Source organism: Pseudonocardia yunnanensis, assembly GCF_039534065.1.
Taxonomy (GTDB): Bacteria; Actinomycetota; Actinomycetes; order Mycobacteriales; family Pseudonocardiaceae; genus Pseudonocardia; species Pseudonocardia yunnanensis.
Map to the genome: position 1 here is coordinate 684474 of NZ_BAAAUS010000001.1, position 19826 is coordinate 704299.

General features: G+C 71.2%; 18 protein-coding genes. 12 read left to right on the forward strand and 6 right to left on the reverse strand.

Translation table 11 applies throughout. The features are described 5' to 3' along the window. The first annotated feature begins 34 nt into the window (after window positions 1-34). The 3 genes from ABD743_RS03065 to ABD743_RS03075 are packed head-to-tail and all read left to right on the forward strand — an operon-like array spanning window position 35 to window position 3472. Window positions 35-1651, forward strand: coding sequence for a gamma-glutamyltransferase family protein (locus ABD743_RS03065; protein ID WP_344718554.1), 1617 nt, complete (start codon window positions 35-37; stop codon window positions 1649-1651). Further along, window positions 1644-2081 carry a RidA family protein gene (locus tag ABD743_RS03070; RefSeq protein ID WP_344718556.1) on the forward strand — a complete coding sequence of 146 codons (438 nt, stop codon included), beginning with the start codon at window positions 1644-1646 and terminating at the stop codon, window positions 2079-2081. The genes ABD743_RS03065 and ABD743_RS03070 overlap by 8 nt, the downstream gene beginning before the upstream one ends. Further along, window positions 2078-3472, forward strand: a complete 1395-nt coding sequence (locus ABD743_RS03075; RefSeq protein WP_344718558.1) for an MFS transporter — start codon at window positions 2078-2080, stop codon at window positions 3470-3472. Before ABD743_RS03070 ends, ABD743_RS03075 begins: the two co-directional genes overlap by 4 nt. Before the next feature lie 50 nt (window positions 3473-3522). Here the strand turns inward: ABD743_RS03075 and ABD743_RS03080 are convergent, their stop codons facing one another. Both ABD743_RS03080 and ABD743_RS03085 read right to left on the reverse strand, forming a co-directional pair. Continuing rightward, on the reverse strand, window positions 3523-3975 hold the full coding sequence (locus ABD743_RS03080) for a GlcG/HbpS family heme-binding protein (RefSeq protein ID WP_344718560.1): 453 nt from the start codon (window positions 3973-3975) through the stop codon (window positions 3523-3525). Beyond that, window positions 3975-5438, reverse strand: a complete 1464-nt coding sequence (locus tag ABD743_RS03085; RefSeq protein WP_344718562.1) for an aldehyde dehydrogenase family protein — start codon at window positions 5436-5438, stop codon at window positions 3975-3977. The genes ABD743_RS03080 and ABD743_RS03085 overlap by 1 nt, the downstream gene beginning before the upstream one ends. A gap of 111 nt (window positions 5439-5549) precedes the next feature. Between ABD743_RS03085 and ABD743_RS03090 the strand changes: the two genes are divergently transcribed. The 8 genes from ABD743_RS03090 to ABD743_RS03125 all read left to right on the forward strand — a co-directional run bounded on the left by ABD743_RS03090 (window position 5550) and on the right by ABD743_RS03125 (window position 15885). Further along, window positions 5550-7301: a helix-turn-helix domain-containing protein gene (locus tag ABD743_RS03090; RefSeq protein WP_344718564.1), complete on the forward strand. Its 1752-nt coding sequence runs from the start codon at window positions 5550-5552 to the stop codon at window positions 7299-7301. A gap of 701 nt (window positions 7302-8002) precedes the next feature. Beyond that, on the forward strand, window positions 8003-8305 hold the full coding sequence (locus ABD743_RS03095) for a GlsB/YeaQ/YmgE family stress response membrane protein (RefSeq protein WP_344718566.1): 303 nt from the start codon (window positions 8003-8005) through the stop codon (window positions 8303-8305). Window positions 8306-8497: 192 nt separating this feature from the next. Further along, window positions 8498-9268 carry an IclR family transcriptional regulator gene (locus ABD743_RS03100; RefSeq protein ID WP_344718568.1) on the forward strand — a complete coding sequence of 257 codons (771 nt, stop codon included), beginning with the start codon at window positions 8498-8500 and terminating at the stop codon, window positions 9266-9268. Window positions 9269-10512: 1244 nt separating this feature from the next. Beyond that, on the forward strand, window positions 10513-11337 hold the full coding sequence (locus ABD743_RS03105) for a hydroxypyruvate isomerase family protein (RefSeq protein ID WP_344718570.1): 825 nt from the start codon (window positions 10513-10515) through the stop codon (window positions 11335-11337). A gap of 47 nt (window positions 11338-11384) precedes the next feature. Next, window positions 11385-12293 (forward strand): 2-hydroxy-3-oxopropionate reductase, encoded by a 909-nt coding sequence (locus ABD743_RS03110; RefSeq protein ID WP_344718572.1) that lies wholly within the window; start codon window positions 11385-11387, stop codon window positions 12291-12293. 11 nt (window positions 12294-12304) lie between these two features. Then, on the forward strand, window positions 12305-14083 hold the full coding sequence (gene gcl / locus ABD743_RS03115) for a glyoxylate carboligase (protein WP_344718575.1): 1779 nt from the start codon (window positions 12305-12307) through the stop codon (window positions 14081-14083). 252 nt (window positions 14084-14335) lie between these two features. After that, the gene (locus ABD743_RS03120; protein ID WP_344718577.1) at window positions 14336-14932 is read left to right on the forward strand and encodes a cysteine hydrolase family protein; all 597 of its coding nucleotides are present in this window, start codon (window positions 14336-14338) and stop codon (window positions 14930-14932) included. A gap of 233 nt (window positions 14933-15165) precedes the next feature. Continuing rightward, complete coding sequence (locus ABD743_RS03125) at window positions 15166-15885, forward strand: hypothetical protein (protein WP_344718579.1); 720 nt, start codon at window positions 15166-15168, stop codon at window positions 15883-15885. A gap of 82 nt (window positions 15886-15967) precedes the next feature. Here the strand turns inward: ABD743_RS03125 and ABD743_RS03130 are convergent, their stop codons facing one another. Then, window positions 15968-17179 (reverse strand): FAD-dependent monooxygenase, encoded by a 1212-nt coding sequence (locus tag ABD743_RS03130; protein ID WP_344718581.1) that lies wholly within the window; start codon window positions 17177-17179, stop codon window positions 15968-15970. Window positions 17180-17367: 188 nt separating this feature from the next. Between ABD743_RS03130 and ABD743_RS03135 the strand changes: the two genes are divergently transcribed. After that, window positions 17368-17505, forward strand: coding sequence for a hypothetical protein (locus ABD743_RS03135; protein WP_344718583.1), 138 nt, complete (start codon window positions 17368-17370; stop codon window positions 17503-17505). Window positions 17506-17573: 68 nt separating this feature from the next. Here the strand turns inward: ABD743_RS03135 and ABD743_RS03140 are convergent, their stop codons facing one another. The 3 genes from ABD743_RS03140 to ABD743_RS03150 form a co-directional block, all read right to left on the reverse strand. Next, complete coding sequence (locus ABD743_RS03140) at window positions 17574-18086, reverse strand: MarR family winged helix-turn-helix transcriptional regulator (protein WP_344718585.1); 513 nt, start codon at window positions 18084-18086, stop codon at window positions 17574-17576. A 49-nt stretch (window positions 18087-18135) separates the two neighbouring features. Then, window positions 18136-18945 (reverse strand): methyltransferase domain-containing protein, encoded by an 810-nt coding sequence (locus tag ABD743_RS03145; RefSeq protein ID WP_344718587.1) that lies wholly within the window; start codon window positions 18943-18945, stop codon window positions 18136-18138. 67 nt (window positions 18946-19012) lie between these two features. Then, window positions 19013-19720, reverse strand: coding sequence for an isochorismatase family protein (locus ABD743_RS03150; RefSeq protein WP_344718589.1), 708 nt, complete (start codon window positions 19718-19720; stop codon window positions 19013-19015). Window positions 19721-19826: the final 106 nt, after the last annotated feature.

A 19826-nucleotide genomic window follows, 5' to 3' on the forward strand; every position in this document is an offset into this window, starting at 1 on the left:
CTGGTCCCCTGCGAGGGCCGTCCATCGTGCAGGTATGACCGTCACGGCACCCCCTGCCTCGTTCCCGGACGCGCTCCGGCCCGCCGCCCTCGGCGCCGACGGGATGGTCGCCGCGAGCCATCCCGCGATCAGCCGGGCCGGCGCGGACGTGCTCGCGACCGGCGGCAACGCGATCGATGCCGCACTCGCGATGGCCGCCGTGGCATGGCTCGCGCTCCCCGGCCAGTGCGGCATCGGCGGTGATGCGTTCGCGCTGGTCCGGGAGCCCGACGGCTCGGTCCACGCCTTCTGCGGCAGCGGCTTCGGCCCCGACGGCGGAACGCCGGAGCACTACTCCGGACTGACCCGGCTCCCGCGCTACGGCCCGTTGTCCGTCGCGGTGCCGGGTGCGGTCGCCGCTCTGGCCGCCCTGCACGCCGCAGGCGCGACCCGCTCGTTGCCCGAGCTGTGGGCGCCCGCCGTGACGATCGCGCGAGCCGGCTTGCCCTGCACCGCCCGGACCAGCGGGGACCTCGGCCGGCACGCTGCACGGCTCGCCGCCGACCCCGATACCGCGGCGACGTTGCTGCGTGATCGGCAGGCGCCGGCCGTGGGGACCCGACTCGCGCAACCGTTGCTCGCCGCGTCGATCGAGAAGCTGGCGGCCGATCCCGCCGCGTTCTACACCGGTGAGCCGGCCGAACGGGCGGTCGCCTTCCTCGCGGGGATCGGTGCGCCATTCTCGGGCGAGGAGTGGGCGGCGAGCGGCGAGGTCCGTCCCGAGCCCGCCCTGCGTGGCCGCTACCGCGGGCACTGGGTGCACCAGACCCCGGTGCCGACGCCCGGCTGGATGGTTCTCGACCAGCTCGCGGTCTGCGAGGGCGAGCTCGATGGCCCGCCGCTCGCGGCCGACGCCGTGCACTGGCTCGCCGGGGCCGCCCGGACCGCTTTCGCCGACCGCTACGCCCATGCGGGCAGCGACACCGAAGGCTGGCGCCGCGGCGGCGAACCCGCCGCGATCGCGCGGGCGCGGGACCGGATCCGGGCCGATGATCTGCCCGCACCGGCGGGGGCGGATGCGGCGGGCGACACGACCTCGATGGTCGCGGTCGACGGCGACGGCCGCGCGGTGAGCCTGATCCACTCGCTGGCGTTCACGTTCGGGGCCGGGATCACCATCCCCGGCACCGGCATCATGCTGAACAACCGGCTGGGCCGCGGCGCCTACCTCGTGCCGGGGCATCCCAACGAGATCCGGCCGCGGCGGCGCCCGCTGCACACCCTGAACGCCTGGCTCGTGACCGACGACGACGGCCCGCTCCGGCACGTCGGCAACACCCCCGGCGGCGACGGCCAGGTGCAGTGGAACACCCAGCTGATCTCCCACCTGCTCGACCACGACGCCGGTCCGCAGGCCGCTGTCGACGCGCCGCGCTTCTCTGTCTTCCCCGGCAGTGACGCCGAGGATCTCGGTTCTGCCGCCGAGCTCCGCTGCGAGGACCGGCTCGGGAACACGACGCTCGACGGCCTGCGGGCGCGCGGGCACGTGGTGGTTCCGGTCGGTGACTGGGGCGCGGGCGGCAGCGCCCAGGTGATATCTGTTGATCATGAACGGGGCTGCCTGGCGGGCGGCTCCGACTCTCGCCAGGAGGGGGTGGCGCTCGGTGTCTGATCTTCCCGTGTCTCCGATTCCGCAGGGTCGTTACGCCGCGGCCGTCCTGGTCGGGGGGCTCGCCTACAGCGCGGGGATGACCCCGCGCCGCGACGGCGTGCTGACCGTCGTGGGGCTCGTGGGCGAGGACGTCGACGTGCCGGCCGCCGCGGCTGCGGCCGGGGTCGCCGCGACCAACGCCTTGGTGGCCGTGGCGGAGGCGGCGGGCGGGCTGCACCGGATCGAGCGCTGCGTCCGCATGACGGTCTACGTGGCCTGTGCCGAGGGGTTCACCGCGCTCTCCGCCGTCGCCGATGGGGCGTCGGACGTGCTGGCCGAGCGACTCGGCGAGCACGCGCTGCCCGTTCGGGCCGCGGTCGGGGTGCGAGCACTGCCGGGCGGCGCGCCCGTCGAGGTGGAACTGACGGCTGCCGTGAAGGCCGGCGCGTGACCGGAGCGGTACGGGAACAGCGACCCGCGAGCTCGGCCACCGGAGGGCCGCTCGGGCTCGTGGCCGCCGCACTGGTCGTCGGCACCTTCGCGAGCACCATTGCGAACACGCTGGTCAACGTGCCGCTGGCGGTGATGACCGCCGACCTCGGGGCGCCGCTCACCAGCGGCACGCTGATCGTCGTCGCGTTCAACCTGACCTGCGCGGTCGTGCTGCCCTTCGCCGGCTGGCTCGGCGACCGGCTCGGCAGGCGCCGGGTGTTCCTGCTGTCGATGATCGGGGTGACGATCGGCGCGCTCGGCGCGGCGATGGTCCCGACGCTGCCGCTGCTCGTCGGGTTCCGCGCGGTGCAGGGCCTGTCCGGGGCGCTCGTGCTGCCCACCGTCCTCGCGCTGCTCACCGCGGTCGCCGGGCCGCAGCGGCGCGGCCGCGCGGTGTCCTGGTGGGCGGCGGCGAACGGAGCCGGGCAGGCCGCAGGCCCGACGGTCGGCGGACTGCTCACCGACGCCTTCGGCTGGCGGTCGGTGTTCATCGCGATCGTGCCCTTCGCCGTCGCCGCGTTCGCCGGGGCGTGGCTGTGGGTGGCGCACACCCCGCCGCGTGCCGTCCGGCTCGACCTCGCCGGCGCGCTGTCGCTCGCCGCGGGGGTCGCGCTCGTTCTGGTCGGCGCTTCCGCGGTGGCACCGGCCGGGCTCGCCTCGCCCGTGGTGTGGCTGGGATTCGGGCTCGGCGCGGTGGCACTTATGGCTTTCGTGCTGGTCGAACGCAGGCGCTCGGCTCCGTTCGTGCCGCCTGCCCTGCTCGTCGAGCCGCGGTTCGCACGCTCGGCTGTCGCGGCGCTCTGCCAGATGTTCTGCCTCACCGCCACGCTGCTGACGGTCCCGCTCTACCTGACCTCCCACCTCGGAGTCGCCACGCGCACCGCGGGGCTCCTGATCGTCGCGCTGCCGCTGGCGATGACCCTGCTCGCCCCGGTGTCCGGGGTACTGACCGAGCGGTGGAGCCCTCGATGGGCGCTGCGGTGCGGCCTGCTCGGGCTAGGGGCGGCCGAACTGGCGCTCGCGGCCGTCGTCGGGATGGGCGGTGCCGGGGTGGGCTCCGGGATCACGCTCGTCGGTGCGGCGGCGGTGATCGGCGCGGGGATGGCCTTCACACAGACACCGGCCGCCGCGGGCGCCACCCGCTCGGCACAGGAAGCCGACTCCGGCGCCGGCCTCGGGGTGTTCAACATGCTGCGCTTCGTCGGCGCCGCACTCGGCGGGGCGGTGGTCGCGGTCGTCGTCGGCGACTCCCCGACCGGCACCGCCCCCTTCGCGCTGATGTTGCTGGTCTGCGCGGGCGCGGCCCTGTTCGCCATGGTCTTCACGTTCGCGGGCCGCTCACCCCGCTGACACGCGAAAACGGCGCCCTCCCCGGCGAGGGCGCCGTTCCGCGGCCGGTCCTACGCGGGGACGGAGCCCGCGATGTGCTCCTCGAAGGCAGCGAGCGCCGCGGCCCCGACGGCCTTGTCCTGCTCACCGTTGCCACCGCTCACCCCGACCGCGCCGATGACCTGGCCCCGGTAGACGATCGGGAAGCCACCGACGAACACCGTGAACTTGCCGGTGTGCATGTGCTGGATGCCGAACGCCTCGTTGCCCGGCAGCGCCGGGCCGTTCGGCGGCTCGTTGAACAGGTGGGTGGCGCGCTGGTGGCCTGCGGCCGTGAACGCCTTGGCGATCGCGATGTCCACCCCGGTGAGCCGCGCCCCGGTCATCCGGTGCAGAGCGATCGGGTGCGCCCCCTCGTCGGCGATGCAGATCGTCTCCTTCACGCCGATCCGCTCGGCCTCGGCCTCCGCGGCCTTGAGGAGCACCAGCGCGTCTTCGAGGGTCAGGCGGTGGATGGTCTGCATCAGCTCTCTCCGTGGGTTCCGTGGGTGAGGTAGACGGTCTTGGTGTCGGTGACGAAGTCCAGCGCCTGCCGGCCGCCCTCCGGGAAGGCTCCACCGGAGGAGGCCTTCCAGCCGCCGAACGGCGGCGCGACCCCGTTGCCGGTGGTGGGGGCGTTGATCTTCACGATGCCGCAGGCTGCCTGGGCCGCGAACCGGTGCGCCACGGCCAGATCGCGGGTGTGCACGGCGGTGACCAGCCCGTGCGTCGAGGAGTTGACGATCCGCAGCGCCTCGTCGGCGTCGTCGACCGCGACCACGGAGCAATACGGCCCGAACACCTCCCCGTCGATCAGCGGATGGGCGTCGGGCACGTCGGCGAAGAGAGTCGGGACGACCCAGAAGCCGTCCGGGTCACGGTCGTCGAGCAGCTGGGCCTCGGCCACCACCCGCGCACCAGCCGTGATCGCCGAGTCCTTCAGCGCGCGGAGCCGTTCGAACTGTGCAGCCGTCGCGACCGGCCCCGTCGTGACGCCGGTCCGGTCCCCCGGGCCGACCGTCAGGGCGCGCACCTTCGCGGCGAGCAGTGCCGTGAACTCGGCGGCGACGACACGCGCGACCAGCACCCGGTCCGTCGACGTGCACGCCTGCCCGGTGAGCCCGAACGCGCCCGCGGCGACGTCCGCGGCCGCCTTGCTCAGATCGGCATCAGCGCAGACGACGGCGGCGTTGCGGCCGCCGAGTTCGAGCTGCAACCGGGCGTGCCCGTGGGCTTGCGCGCGCACCAGAGCGCCGACGGCGTCCGAGCCGGTGAAGCTGATCCCGCGCACCCGCACGTCACCGAGGAGCGCACCCATCGCCCCGGTGTCGTGGCCCTGGAGCACGGGGAGAGCGGCCGGGGGTAAGCCCGCCTCGACGGCGATCTCGGCGAGCAGCGCACCCACCCCCGCCGTGACCGGCGACGGCTTGAACACCACCGCGTTGCCCGCGGCAAGCGCGGGCGCGATCTTGCGGGCGGCGAGCGAGAGAGGGAAGTTCCACGGCGTGATCGCCGCGACGACGCCGAGGGGCCCGCGCAGGGTGTAGGCGAACGTGCCGGGTGTCTCGGTCGCGTACGTGCTGCCCTCGACGAGGTACGCGAGCTGTGCCGCGAGCCGGAACTGCTCGGCCGACTTGCCGACTTCGCCGCGGGCGGCGCCGAGGGGCTTGCCCTCCTCGCGGGTGATCAGTGCGGCCACCTCGTCGGCGCGGCGCTCGAGGACGTCGGCGATGCCGGTCAGGACGGTGGCCCGGCGCAGCGGCGGGGTCTGCGCCCACTCCCGGGCGGCCTGCTCGGCTGCGGCCACCGCGGCGCGGACGTCGTCGGCGGTGGAGGTGCGGTACTCGTGGACGACCCGGCCGGGAGAGGCGGGATCGACGGACCGGTCCGACGGCGGACCGGGGTGGACCGAGAGCCCGGCCGGCGCAACGGATGGTGCGGAGTGCACGAAGAACCTCCGACGGATTGTGGAGTGTGACGGCTTCCGGCGATTGTGCGGGCGGGTCACCATGGCTGGCACTGGACGAAGTGCACCCGAACACGGACGGGATCTAGGCACATGGCACAGGCCGAGTACGTGGGATCACCACACGAGTCGCCGCACCGGCACGCTCCCGCGCCGGACCCCGTCACCGTCTCCGATCTGCTCGCCGAGCCGCTTCTGCGCAACACCCTGGTGGCCGGAGCGACCGGTGCAGGCCGTGCGGTGCGCTGGTGCCTGCCCCTCTCGGAGATCACCGGCGACCCCGACGCCGCCGAGGAGGGCGTGGCGGTGCACGCCCACGCCGACAACCTCCGCGACGGAGCGGGCCCCGCCACCGTCGAGCGTGTCGTGGCGTCCGGTGCCGTGGCGTTGCTGGTTCGGCTCGGTCGCGCGGACGTCGCCTCCCCCGCCGAGCTGCGCGCCTCGTTCCCCGAGGCCAGGGCGGCCGCCGACGCAGCGGGCCTACCCCTTGCGCTGCTCCCGCCCACCGCGGACTACCGGGCCGTCAGCCAGCTCGTCGCGACGAAGGTGCTCGCCCAGGCGACGCACGTGCTGCAGTACAGCGACCGCGTGCACCGCTCCCTCGGCGAGATCCACGCCCGCGGCGCCGGCATCCCCTCGCTCGCGTACGGGATGGCGCGGATGGGCGAGTCGCCCGTGATGGTCGTGGATCTCGACGGCACCGTGCTCGCTTACGAGACCACGGCCGCAGGCACCAAGCCCGCTCCGGAACCCGTGGCCGCGGTGCTGGCCCGGCACGTGGAGGGCCTCGTCCGCGGAGAGCTGCCGATCGGCGCGACCGTGCTCGATCCGGTCGCAGGGTCGGCAGTGGTTCCGATCGCGGCGGCGGTGATGTTCGGAGGTGAGATCAGCGGGCTCGTCGCCGTCCTCGAACCCCCGCACGGCGACCCGCACGACCGGGCGCAGCGGCGGATCATCGCCGAGGAAGGAGCGGTCCTCGTCGGCTCCGAGATGTTGCGGATCCGGTCGATGACCGAGGCCGAGGAGCGCACGCGTGGAGACTTCGTCGTCGAGCTCGTGCACGGCCGGTTCGCCGACGGCGGGCAGCTGCAGGCCAGGGCGCGCCACCACGGGTTCTCGGTGGACGGCACGTACGCCGTCTACGTGGCCGAGCTCGATCCCCCGGCGTCCGACGACGTGCGCGCCGTCCGCCGCTTCAACGCCGCCGCCCGAGCCGTGGAGCGGCTGTACCCCGAAGCGGCGCTGCCGACCCTCGCCACCCAGATCGGCGGCAACCTCGTCGTCGTCCACCCGGTCGCGAACGGCGTCGACGCCGCGGCGGTGCGGGACGTCGCGGGTGCCGTCCGGCGGGTGCTGCGCGAGCGGCTCGACGCCGAGGCGCGCGTGGCGTTCGGCCGTGTGGGTACCGGGGCGGGCGGTGTGGCGACCAGTTACCGCGAGGCCCGCACGGCCCTCGCGCTCGGCCGCCGGATCGACGTCCCTCCCGTCGCCGGATACGACGACCTGCGCATCTTCGTCGCCCTGCGGGACCTCGCCGACTCGGAGAACGGGCGCTCCTTCGCCGCCGAGATGCTCGCCCCACTACGCCGCGCCGACGGCAACGCCCGCAGCCTGGAGAGCGTGGTGTTCGCCTACATCGCCGAGTCCGGCAACCTCAACGCCGCCGCCCGGCGGCTCGGCCTGCACCGCAACACCACGCTCTACAAGCTCGACCGCGTCTCCCGCGTGCTCGGCATGGACATCCGCTCCGCCGACACCCAGTTCATGGTGTGGCTCGCCCACCACATCGACACACTCACGCAGGTGAACGACAGCCTCGACGAAGAGCTGGCCCCACCGCCCTGACCCCGACCCCCTCCGGTACGAGCGGCACGGTCGTCCAATAGGTCTGGACTGACGTGCCGCTCGTGCGGGTGGGGCACCGTCAGGGGCTGGGCCAAGATCGCCGCGAGATCCGGTTCTGCGCCTTTGCAAGGGCGGAAACCCAGATCTCGGAACGCGGGCGCACCCGCCCCGCTACCGGCGGACGCGCCCGCGGCCGGCCGCGCGAGCTGAGCGAACGGCACTCTCGTGCGTTAGGACTGGGCGGACGGGCCGCTCGTGCGGGTGGGGGCACCCTCACACCGGCGCCAAGATCGCCACGAGATCTGGCTACGCGCCCTCGCGAGGGCGGAAACCCAGATCTCGGAACGTGGGCGCTCCCACCCGGACTCGCCCGGCTACCGGCGGACGCGTCCGCGGGCGACCGCGGGAGCTGAGCGAACGGCACTCTCGTTCGTTAGGCCTGGGCGGACGGGCCGCTCGTGCGGGTGGGACGTCGGGCCGGCCGCCGCCCGTATCGAGCGAGCGGCACTCTCGTCCAATAGGTGTGGGCGGGCGGGACGCTCGTAGTGGTTTCGCCCGCAGCAGGCACCGGGCTGATGGCCACGGTGCGACCGGACGCGCCGAACCCGGGCCGACGCCGGGCCGTGTAGGGGGTGGATCTCTTTGCCCACCATCAGCAGCGGGCCTTCACGCTCGGGCCCCTGGGCACACCGGGAGGAATTGTGTCCACCACATCCACCATCAACCCGGCCGTCATCCCCGCCATCCAGATCTACTTCCCCATTCTCACCGCGATCATCATCGGGCTCGTCATCGGCGGAATCGGGCAGAAGTTCTCATCGCGCAGGCGGGGGATCCCGGCCTGGCGCTCGATCCTCGACGCGATCGTCGGCGCCTTCGGCGGCACGGCCATCGCCCATCTCGCCGGACTGCCCACCTGGGCGCTGCTCTTCCAGATCGTGATGGCGACGCTCGCGGTCCTCGTCGTGACCCCGGCCTACCGCCGCCGGTTCGCCCGCCGCTGATCGCGAGGTCCGCGCTCGACTTCCGAATCACGGAAGTAAGAGTCCGATCCGATTCAGGCGGGGCCGCCCATGGGGCACGTGAGGCTCTCGTGGTGCAGGCTGGGCGAATCGGCTGACCAGTCCCCAATCGCGCTGGCCTATACTTCCACATGTCGGAAGTTGCCGGCAGTCAGCTGGCGAACAGGGGGACATGTGGCCGGGCAGATCGAATCGACCGAGCGCGGCGCGGGCCGCATTCAGTCGGTCGAGAGGACGTTCGAGCTGCTCGAGGCGATGAGTGACCTCGGTGGTACGGCAGGGGTCATGCAGCTCGCGGCCAGGCTGGAGACGCCCCCGCCGACGATCCATCGACTGATCCGCACGCTTGTGGAACTCGGGTACGTGCGCCAGCAGCCCTCGCGGGAGTACACGCTCGGACCCCGCCTCATACGACTGGGAGAACACGCCGGCACCCTGCTCGGGAGTTGGGCGCTGCCGTACCTCCGACAGCTCGTCGACAAGATCGGTGAGAGCGCCAACCTGGCGACGCTGGACGGTGACCACATCGTCTACACCGCACAAATGCCCGGCACCCATGCCATGCGCATGTTCACGGAGGTGGGCAGGCGCGCGCAGGTCCACTGCACCGCGGTGGGCAAGGCGATGCTCGCCCAGATGCCGGTCGAGCAGGTCCGCACGATCGTCGAAGGGTCCGCGATGCAAGCGCAGACCATTCACACCATCACCGCGGTCGACCTCTTCCAGGAAGAGCTCGACCTGGTCCGGGCCGTGGGTTACGCGGTCGACAACGAGGAGCAGGAGATCGGCGTGCGGTGCGTGGCCGTGGCCGTGCCGGGCCGGATGCCACGCGCGGCATTCTCGATCTCCGGGCCCTCGCCGAGGATGACCGACGCCCTGATCCATCGGGCAGTGCCGCTGCTGCGGCAGGTGTCCGAGCAGCTTGCGGGCGAGTTCGAGAAGTAACCGCACCTCTCGCCGCCGAGTCCCGCTGCGACCGCGAGGTGTGGCCGCCGGGCGGGCTCGCGATCAATACGCGACTGACGCCGGGGCCGGTGCTACGAGCCGGTTGCTGAGTTCCTGCCGATCCCGGACGGTGGACATCTGCCGCGGCGCTCGTTCCATCCCGGACAGGCCCGCAACGCCCCGGCACGCAGCCCAGACCCGACTCCGACGCCGTCGATCACGCCCGGCCCCGGACGTTGGACCAGCCGTCGCGGCCTGCACCGGCGCCGGGGCACGCAGCCACATCAGTCGAGGCCATGCCCATGATCATCGGTTCGGGGTCGAGAACCGGGCCATGTGCTACTGCGGGGCCCGAAGAGTTGATCATGACTTCCCGGCCACGCGACCGAGCCGGCGGAGTGCGCCGGTTCCGACGGACGGCGATGGTCGGCTCGGTATCGCCCCAGGCAGGGCCGCCAGGTCGGCGTCAAGGTTGCCAGTTTCGACAAGATCACCAGTTCTGGCCGGGCGGCCGGACCACGTGCTGCCGCCCAGCCCGACGGGTTGATCAAGAGGCGCGCGGCCGCGCCTGCACCTCCCGGGCGCGCCTCTCCTCAGTTCGGAGCCTTCACGCTGCCAGCAGTCACGTCCCGACAGCACTACGGCTCCACAACGTGCGCGGTCGGAGGGTGGACACCACGCCGATCACCTCGCCCGTGCCGATGGGGTCGGTGGTCACGGAGTCGCCCGAGTTGGCGAGCACGCCGGGTGGCGTGCCCAGGCGCGGGCCCGGCGGATTCGTCGGGTGCTCGCCCGCGCGGGTACGGGCCGCCGGGCGGTGGGGCGCTGCCGATTTCGGAGAGTGGACCGTCGGGCCGGGATCGGGTCGCGGGGTGCCGGTTCTGCATGATCACCGGTTCGGGGTCGAGAACCGGGTCATGTGCCGCTACGGGGCCCGAAGTGTTGATCAACGCACCCTGCCCCGTCGGCGGAGCCTGGGGCCGGCCGGTCGCCGTGTCCATCGTCCGCACCCGCTCCCTGTAGTCATCGCGCGGGGCGGTTCGCGTGACCTGCGTATCTCCGAACACGGGTGTCGGCTCTGCGACTTCCATGAAGCGGAATGGGAGTGGATCACGCGGTCCCCCACATCACCGCAGCTCACGGCACGTTCCCATGGGCTCACGGTTGACACGCCCACCAGGCCGGCTCTACCTTGCATACAGAATTCAGGAAGTTCTATTCCGCTGTACGGAAGTTGGTGGATCGTGGGTGCGCCGCAGCTCAGCTACCTGCCCAACTGCTCGCTCCTGTTCCAGGAGCTGCCGCCGCTGGAACGCCCCGCGGCCGCGAAGGCGGCGGGCTTCGATGCGATCGAGTTCTGGTGGCCGTTTCCCGAGGCCGTGCCCGCGGACGGCGAGGTCGACGCCTTCGTCACCGCGATCGAGGACGCCGGGGTCGCGCTGGTGGGCCTGAACTTCTTCGCGGGCGACCTCGCGGGTCCCGATGCGGGCGTGCTGTCGATCCCGAAGCGCTCCACCGAGTTCCGCGACAACGTCGCGGTGGCGGCGGCCATCGGCGCGCGGCTCGGCGTTCGGGGCCTGAACGCCCTCTACGGCAACCGCGTCACAGACGCGACCCCGGCCGAGCAGGACGATCTCGCCGTCGAGAACCTGGTGTTCGCAGCGGACGCCGTGGCCGAGTTCGGCGCGACGGTGCTCGTCGAGCCGGTGAGTGGCCCGAAGCCCTACCCGCTCCGGACCGCGTCGGACGTGCGCACGGTGCTCGAACGGGTCCACGCCGCCGGCGCGGACAACGTCGGGTTCCTCTGCGACCTGTTCCACCTGGCGAGCAACGGCGACGACCTCGACGAGGCCATCACCGCACACTTCGCCGACATCGCCCACGTACAGATCGCCGACAACCCCGGCCGCGGTGAGCCCGGCTCCGGCGAGCTCGACCTCTTCTCCCGGCTCGAGAACCTGCGTGCCAGGGGTTACGACGGCTGGGTCTCGCTGGAGTACAAGCCCACCGGCGGCAACACGGTGGAAAGCCTCGGCTGGCTGCCGAGGGAACAGCGCGGAGCGCACTGACACCCGGCACCGGTCGACGCCACGACAACTCTTGGGAGAAGGACACCGTGAGCAGCACGAAGCAGACGATCGCGTTCATCGGTCTGGGCATCATGGGCCGCCCGATGGCCATCAACCTCGTCAAGGCCGGCTTCGACGTCGTCGGCTTCAACCTCGAGCCTGCGGCGATCGAGGCCGTCGCCGCCGCGGGCGGCCGCGGTGCCGGCAACATCGCCGAGGCCGTCAAGGGCGCTGACGTCATCGCCGTGATGGTCCCCGACTCGCCCGACGTGGAGCTCGTGCTCACCGGCGAGGACGGCGTCTTCGACAACGCCCGTGAGGGCGCCCTCGTGATCGACTTCTCCACGATCCTGCCGGACGTCTCGCGCCGGATGGCCGAGGTCGGTGCCGCACGCGGCCTGCGCGTGCTCGACGCACCCGTCTCCGGTGGTGAGGCCGGCGCGATCGAGGGCAGCTTGTCGATCATGGTGGGTGGCACGGCGGAGGACTTCGCGCTCGGCGCGCCGGTCTTCGACGCGGTCGGAGCCACCATCGTGCACGTCGGGCCGTCCGGCTCGGGCCAGACCGTCAAAGCCGCCAACCAGCTCATCGTCGCCGGCAACATCGAGCTCCTCGCCGAGGCGATCGTCTTCCTCGAAGCGCACCACGTCGACACCGAAGCGGCGGTCAAGGTGCTGGGCGGCGGACTCGCAGGCAGCACGGTGTTGCAGCGCAAGGCCGGCAACATGCTCTCGCGGAACTTCGCCCCCGGCTTCCGGATCGCGCTGCACCACAAGGACATGGGCATCGTCACCAACGCGGCGCGCGAGGCCGGCGTGGTCATCCCGCTCGGTGCCGCGGTCGCGCAGCTCATCGCCTCGCTGAACGCGCAAGGCCACGGCGGGCTCGACCACTCGGCCCTGTTCAAGTCCGTCGAAGAGCTCTCCGGCCGCGCCGGCGAGTCCCACACCTCCTGAGAGGAAGCCCCATGCCCCGCATGAGGACAGTCGACGCCGCCGTCGCGATCCTGCGCAAGGAGGGCGTGACCGACCTGTTCGGCCTGCCCGGTGCCGCGATCAACCCGTTCTACTCGGCGGTCCGCGCTGACGGCACGCTCAGCCACACGCTCGCCCGGCACGTCGAGGGTGCGGCACACATGGCCGAGGGCTACACCCGCGCGAAGGCCGGCAACATCGGCGTCTGCGTCGGGACCTCCGGCCCCGCCGGCACCGACATGATCACCGGCCTGTACTCCGCCTCCGCCGACTCGATCCCGATCCTGTGCATCACCGGCCAGGCCCCGGTCGCGAAGCTCCACAAGGAGGACTTCCAGGCCGTCGACATCGCAACGGTCGCGGGCTCACTGACCAAGATGGCGATGACCGTGCTTGAGCCCGCGCAGGTTCCCGGCGCGTTCCAGCAGGCGTTCCACCTGATGCGTTCGGGCCGACCGGGTCCGGTCCTGATCGACCTGCCCCTCGACGTCCAGCTGGCCGAGATCGAGTTCGACATCGAGACCTACGAGCCGCTCCCGGTCTACAAGCCGGCCGCCAGCCGCGCCCAGATCGAGAAGGCGCTCACCATGCTGGTGGCGGCGGAGCGCCCGATCATCGTGGCCGGTGGCGGCATCATCAACGCCGACGCCTCTGATCTGCTCGTCGAGTTCGCGGAGCTGACGGGCACCCCTGTCGTCCCGACGCTCATGGGCTGGGGCACGATCCCCGACGACCACCACCTGATGGCGGGGATGGCGGGCATCCAGACCTCACAGCGCTACGGCAACGCCAACTTCCTGGCCTCGGACTTCGTTCTGGGCATCGGCAACCGCTGGGCCAATCGGCACACCGGCGGCCTCGACACCTACACGGCGGGCCGCAAGTTCGTCCACGTCGACATCGAGCCGACCCAGATCGGGCGCGTTTTCGCCCCGGACTACGGCATCGTCTCCGACGCGAAGGCCGCGCTGGAACTGTTCGTCACGGTGGCCCGCGAGCGTGCCGCGGCCGGGACCCTGCCCGATCGCGGCCAGTGGGTCGGCGAGTGCGAGGAGCGCAAGAGGACGCTGCTGCGCAAGACGCACTTCGAGACCGTGCCGATCAAGCCGCACCGCGTGTACGAGGAGATGAACCGCAGCTTCGGTCCGGAGACCGTCTACGTCTCCACGATCGGACTCTCGCAGATCGCCGCGGCCCAGTTCCTGCACGTCTACAAGCCGCGACACTGGATCAACGCAGGCCAGGCCGGTCCGCTGGGCTGGACCGTGCCCGCCGCGCTCGGCGTCGCGAAGGCCGACCCGGACGCCCAGGTCGTCGCGATCACCGGCGACTACGACTTCCAGTTCATGATCGAGGAGCTGGCCGTCGGGGCGCAGTTCAACCTGCCCTTCATCCACGTGCTGGTGAACAACGCCTACCTCGGGCTCATCCGCCAGGCGCAGCGCGGGTTCGACATGGACTACGCCGTCCAGCTCTCCTTCGAGAACATCAACTCGCCGGAGGTCAACGGCTACGGCGTCGACCACGTCAAGGTCGCCGAGGGACTGGGTTGCAAGGCGTTGCGGGTGCTGCAGCCGGAGGAGATCCTGCCCGCGCTCGAAGAGGCCAAGAAGCTGGCCGAGGAGTTCCGGGTGCCGGTTGTCGTCGAGATCGTGCTCGAGCGCGTCACGAACATCGCGATGGGCACCAACCTCGACAACATGACCGAGTTCGAGGACGTCACCACGACCACGGCGGACGCACCCACGACGGTCGTTCCGATCACCGTCTGACGCACGATGCCGTCGCCCCCGACAGGTTCACGGGGGCGACGGCACCGTGGACGTCGTGGTGGCAGCCGGCCCCGGCCGGCCGCGCGCAGCGGTGCGCAGCATCGCCCGATCCGAGTGGTACCTGACCACATTGGCGGCGCGCCCGCGTCCTGAACGTCGCAGAATGGGCCTCGTCCGAGGTGTGCGCAGCCGCGAAGCACAGCTCCACCGTCCGGCGCGCCGCCCCCGCGCTTCCGCCACGAGGTTGCCCTGATGCCCGACGTCACGACCCTGCGTGCCCTCAGCGGCCTGCCGAGCGCACCTGCGCAGCTCGCCGATTCCACGCTGATCATGATCGACTTCCAGAACACGTACACCCGCGGCCCGCTCGAGCTCGACGGCGTCACGCGTGCCATCGAGGAGGGCGCCACGCTGCTGGACCGTGCCCGTTCGGCCGGGATCCCGGTCATACACGTCCAGCATGACGGCGGCGAAGGCTCGCCCTACGACATCCGCGCCGAGATCGGTGCCATCGCCGGCCCGGTCGCGCCGCGCGGAGACGAGACCGTGATCGTCAAGAATCACCCGAACTCCTTCATCGGCACCGATCTCGATGAGCGCCTCAAGGCAGGCGGCGCGAAGAACCTGGTGCTCGCCGGCTTCATGACGCATATGTGCATCAACTCCACCGCCCGCGGCGCGTTCAACCTCGGGTACACCCCGGCCGTGGTCGCCGCTGCCACCGCGACCCGACCGCTCCCGGTGACGGGCGAGGTGGTCAGCGCCGCGGCCCTGCAGATCGCGAGCCTCGCCGCGTTGGCCGACATGTTCGCGATCGTGGTGCCCGACAGCACTGCTCTGCCGGACTGATCCGCCGGCCGGGATCTACTCGCCTCGCTTCGGCAGCAATATCTGATTCGCCCGAGGAGCCTGCTTCAGCAGCATTTCCGGGCATTTCCGGGCCGGCCCGCACCTGGGCAGGATTTCATTTCCTCTCCCCTGGCCTCGCCGAGGCCGACCTGATACGCCTGGTGCTGCCCACTCGACGAATTGGCGCGCAACGTTCGCGTGGGATGCGATGGAGTCACTGAGAGGGGATCGGGATGAGCGAGTTGTTGGACGCCGTGCTGGACGCGCACGGTGGGCTCGAACGGTGGCGGGGGTTCTCCCGGGTGGAGACCACGATCGTCACCGGTGGTGAGTTCTGGGGGATGAAGGGCCTGGTGCAGGACGCCGATCCGCGGCGGATGACGGTGACGCTGCACGAGGAGTGGGCGTCCGTGCAGCCCTTCGGGGCGCCGGACCAGAAAACCGACTTCACCCGGGATCGCATCGCGATCGAGAAGCTGGACGGGCAGGTCGTGGCCGAGCGGGCGGATCCGCGGGAGATGTTCGCCGGGCACGAGATCGACACCCCGTGGGGTCCGCTGCATCGGGCGTATTTCAACGGGTACGCGCTGTGGACGTACCTGACCACGCCGTTTCTGCTGGCGATGCCGGGGTTCTCGGTCACCGAGATCGACCCGGTCGAGGAGGACGGCGAGCGGTGGGCGGTGCTGCAGGCGCGGTTCCCGGCGCGGATCGCCAGCCACAGCACTGTGCAGGAGTTCTACTTCGGTCCGGACCATCTGCTGCGCCGCCATGACTACCGGGTCGATGTGGCGGGCGGCTTCGCCGGGGTGCAGTACGTCCACGACATCGTGGAGGCCGACGGCGTGCGGCTCCCGTCGAGACGGCGCGCCTACCGGGCCGACGCGGACGGCACGGTGAACCTGGACCAACTGATGGTCGGGATCGACCTGAGCGACATCCGTTTCCGCTGAGCTATGTGCGTCTGTATGTGCGGGCAGCCTGGCCGAAAGCGAATGCCCCGAGGCCTGCCGGAATAGCCGTCGATTCAGCGGGTCATCGCGTGAGCTGTTGCTCCCGGGCGAGGCTGGTCGGGTCGTACCCGTAGAGCCAGTCGACGATGTCGAAGTCGTCTCCTGCGCGCGGGGACAGGAGCGCCGACCGCATCATCGCGCTGACGCCGTCGACATGAAGGATGTCGCCCCACGTCCGGGCGGTGGTCTGGACGCGGGACGTGCGCGGGAAGCGGAGAGCCTCGTAGGCCGCGAACGCGGCGTGGACGTCCCCGGGGTGCGCTGTGACGCTGTCCGCGAGCACGACCGAGTCCTCGATCGCCTGGCAGGCACCCTGTGCCAGGTACTGGAGCATCGGATGCGCCGCGTCACCGATCAGCGTGATGCTTCCGCTGGTCCACCCGGCGGCGGGTGCCCTGTCGACCATCGGCCAGCGCCGGGAGTGGTCCATGAGCCCGACGCCGTGGGCGACCGCGGCGCACGTGCGCTCGAAGACACGCTCGATCTGGCAGCCGATGTCCTCCTCCGACGGGTAGCGGCGCGTGTCGAAGGTGGCGACCTGGTTGACCAGCTCGCCGCGGCGCACCGGGTACTGCACCAGGTGCAGGCTCGGACCGGCCCAGATCACCATGCCGTCGGGCTCGCGCAGCCCGCCGTGCTCAGCCAGGGCCTCGACCGGCACCGTGCCGCGATAGGCGACGTAGCCGGAGTCGACCGGCCCGCCGTCGTCGATCAGCATGTCGCCGGTGGTCGAGTGCAGGCCGTCCGCTGCCACCAGCGCTGCGGTCTCGTACTCGGTGCCGTCGGCGCAGACGGCCAGCGCTCCGCCCTCGCGGGGCTCGACGCGCACCACGTGCTTCGACGGCAGCAACTCGACGAGTCCGCTGTCCTCGCAGGCCGTCTGGATGGCGCGGTGGAGGTCGGCCCGGTGGGTCACGAAATAGCGATAACCGAACCGTTCGAGGAACGCGTCGCCCGTCTCCAACACCGTGATCGGCTCGCCGGTCATGGCGTCACCCAGGACGAGCCTGCGGGGGAAGAACGCGTCGCGCGTGACGTCGGGCAGGACGCCGAGGCGGTCGAGCACCCGGGAGGCGTTCGGCGCCACCTGCAGGCCCGCGCCGATCTCACCGAAGCGGGCCGCCCGTTCCAGCACTCGGACCGGGCGGCCCGCACGGGCGAGCGCGAGCGCCGCCGTGAGGCCTCCGATACCCCCACCGATCACGAGGAACTCACTGCGCTCCGGGCGGGTCATCGGACGCCGGCCGAGCTCGCCAAGTCCATCAGCATACGGATGAAATTAGGATCGACGCTGGTTGCCGTCAAGGCATGCAGAGCGGCCCGGAAGCGAGGCGCGCGAGACCACATCACGAAAAGCTGTGGAGAGTCCAGGCCGGCGCACGCGATCTAGCTGGAAGTTCGCAGGAATCCGCGAATTCATTAATGATCGTTCAACGAAGCCAGAAATGTGCGGCGGAGCACATCCAGTTGGCGCTCTCGAACGGCGCCGGGTTCGTCCGCATGCTGACAAATACTGAAAGCTCGCCCCGGTTCGCCGTCCGCGAGCACGCCGCCGCCTGACATGGCGCCAGTCGCAGCCGACATGGCACGGAGACGCACAGCCGGTCTCGGCCGGGGAGAGCCGCAGCTCAGTCGTCGTTGCGGTAGCCGAGGAGCCCGCGGTGGTTGTCGAGCAGCGCGTTCAGGAGCGAGATCAGCTGCGTGCGCCGCGCGTCGTCGAGCCCGTCGAGCATCGTCTCGTTGACCTGCAGCGCACGCTCGACGGCCTCGGCATGCACCGCCCGCCCGGCGTTGGTCAGGCGCACGAGACGGCGCCGGGCGTCGCTGGGATCCTTCACGTGGCTGATCAGTCGCCGCGCCGCCAGCCGCCGGATCACGTCGGCCGCGGTGGAACGGTCCAGACGAGCACGTGACCGGAGCGTCGTCTGGTTGAGCTCGCCCTCCACGGCCAGCGCGTGGACCACGGCGAACTGCGGGGACGTGAGACCCGCGGGGAAGGCCTCGGACCAGATGGCGACATGGAGCTGCTGGCAGGCGCGGAGCAGGTGGCCGATCATGGCCGACAATTCGAGCTCCACGGCCTGCGTGCCGGCCGCTCGGGACGCCATCACAGCCTCGCATTTCGCAGCTTGTTCACTCATCGGACGCGCCGGATCGTACAAGCGACCGGTGGCGGAACCCGCCATGCCGTCACGGGCGGCAGAGCACCTCGCCGTTCACGATGGCGAACCAGCCGTCCGGATGCGCGGCCCATTCCCGCCATGCGGCAGAGATGTCGGCTATCTCCTCGGCGCCGGCATACCCGCCGTCGAGAGCCTGCTGTCCGATCGAGGAACTGAGGATCCGATCCGCCCACAGCCCACCCCACCACGCCCGCTGCTCGGGGGTGGCGTAGCACCAGACGGAAGCGCTGGGGACCACAGTGCCGGCGCCGGCAGCATGTGCCCACGCCAGCAGGTGGCGGGCGGCGTCCGGCTCTGCGCCGTTGCTCTTCGCGACAGCACGGTAGATCTCCAGCCAGCGGTCGAGCCTGGGGTCGGCCGGATACCAGGTCATCGCCGCGTAGTCCGCGTCGCGCGCGGCGACGACGCCGCCCGGGCGGCACACCCGCAACATCTCGCGAAGAGCGGCGACGGGGTCGCCGAGGTGTTGCAGCACCTGGTGGGCGTGCACGACATCGAACGAGTCGTCCGCAGCGTCGAGCGCGTAGACGTCCCCCAGCTCGAACGTCACGTTGCCGGCGCCGGCCTGCGCGGCTAGCGCGCGGGCCCCGTCGAGGACGCCTGCCGAGCTGTCGATCCCGAGGACATGTCCCGGAGCCACCCGGGAGGCGATGTCGAGGGTGATGCTCCCCGGCCCACAACCGACGTCGAGAACCTCGGCGCCGGGTTGCAGGTGGCCGGCGAGATACGCGGCAGAGTTGTCGACGGTCCGCGTGAGATGCGAGCGCAGAACGCTCTCCGCATGGCCGTGGGTATAGGTCTCCTGAGCAGCACGCACACCCGGATCCTCAACCCGAGTGTCCACATCCTGCAACGATTCTCCCATTATCTGGGATGAAATCGGCTCATGTGGACGGTACGCCTGCGAGGCGTTCTGCGGTCAGACGGGCGATGACATGGTCAACGGTCATCACGTCCCCGAACATGTGCCAGAAGGCCGCGAGCGAGGCGTTGTGCTCCGCGTCCGACATCGCCGCATTGGCGTCGGCCACCATCACGGTGCGGAAATTCATCATCATCGCGTCGCGCGCGCTGCTCTCACAGCAGACGTTGGTGACCGTGCCGCCGATCAGCACCGTGTCGAAGCCCTCCGCCCGGAGCCGCTCCACGATGTCCGACGAGCCCTGGATGAAGGCGCTGAAGCGACGCTTGGCCACGCGCCGGTCCTCGGGCCGCACGTCCATCGCCGGCCACAGCGCATGTCCGGCGCTGCCCTCGGTCATCGCGGACCCGCGGCGGGCCCGCGCTTCCGGAGTGGCCATGCCCCGCATGACGCTCCACTCCGTGTCGCAGCTTGCGTCATACGTGTTCTGCACCCAGAAGACGCCGCCACCGGCGTCCCGGACCGCGGCGGCCAGGCGGTTCACCGCGGGCACGATGCGTTCCGCCATCGGGCAGGCCGCGTGGCCGATCTCGGGGTCGATGAAGCCGACCTGCATGTCGATCACGACGAACGCGGTGCGGGCGGGGTCCAGGTCCTCGTAAGGGTGCTCGGTGCCGCACCGCTTGACCACACGCGCCACGATCTCCGGCGGGATGGCGATTTCGTGCATGGCGATCTCCTGCCCGTCTGTTCCGTCCGGCCGATCCGCGTTCTTTCCTCCCGGGGACCCTAGATCGTCACCGCGATGCGGTCAGCCCCTCTCCGGGTCGATCACA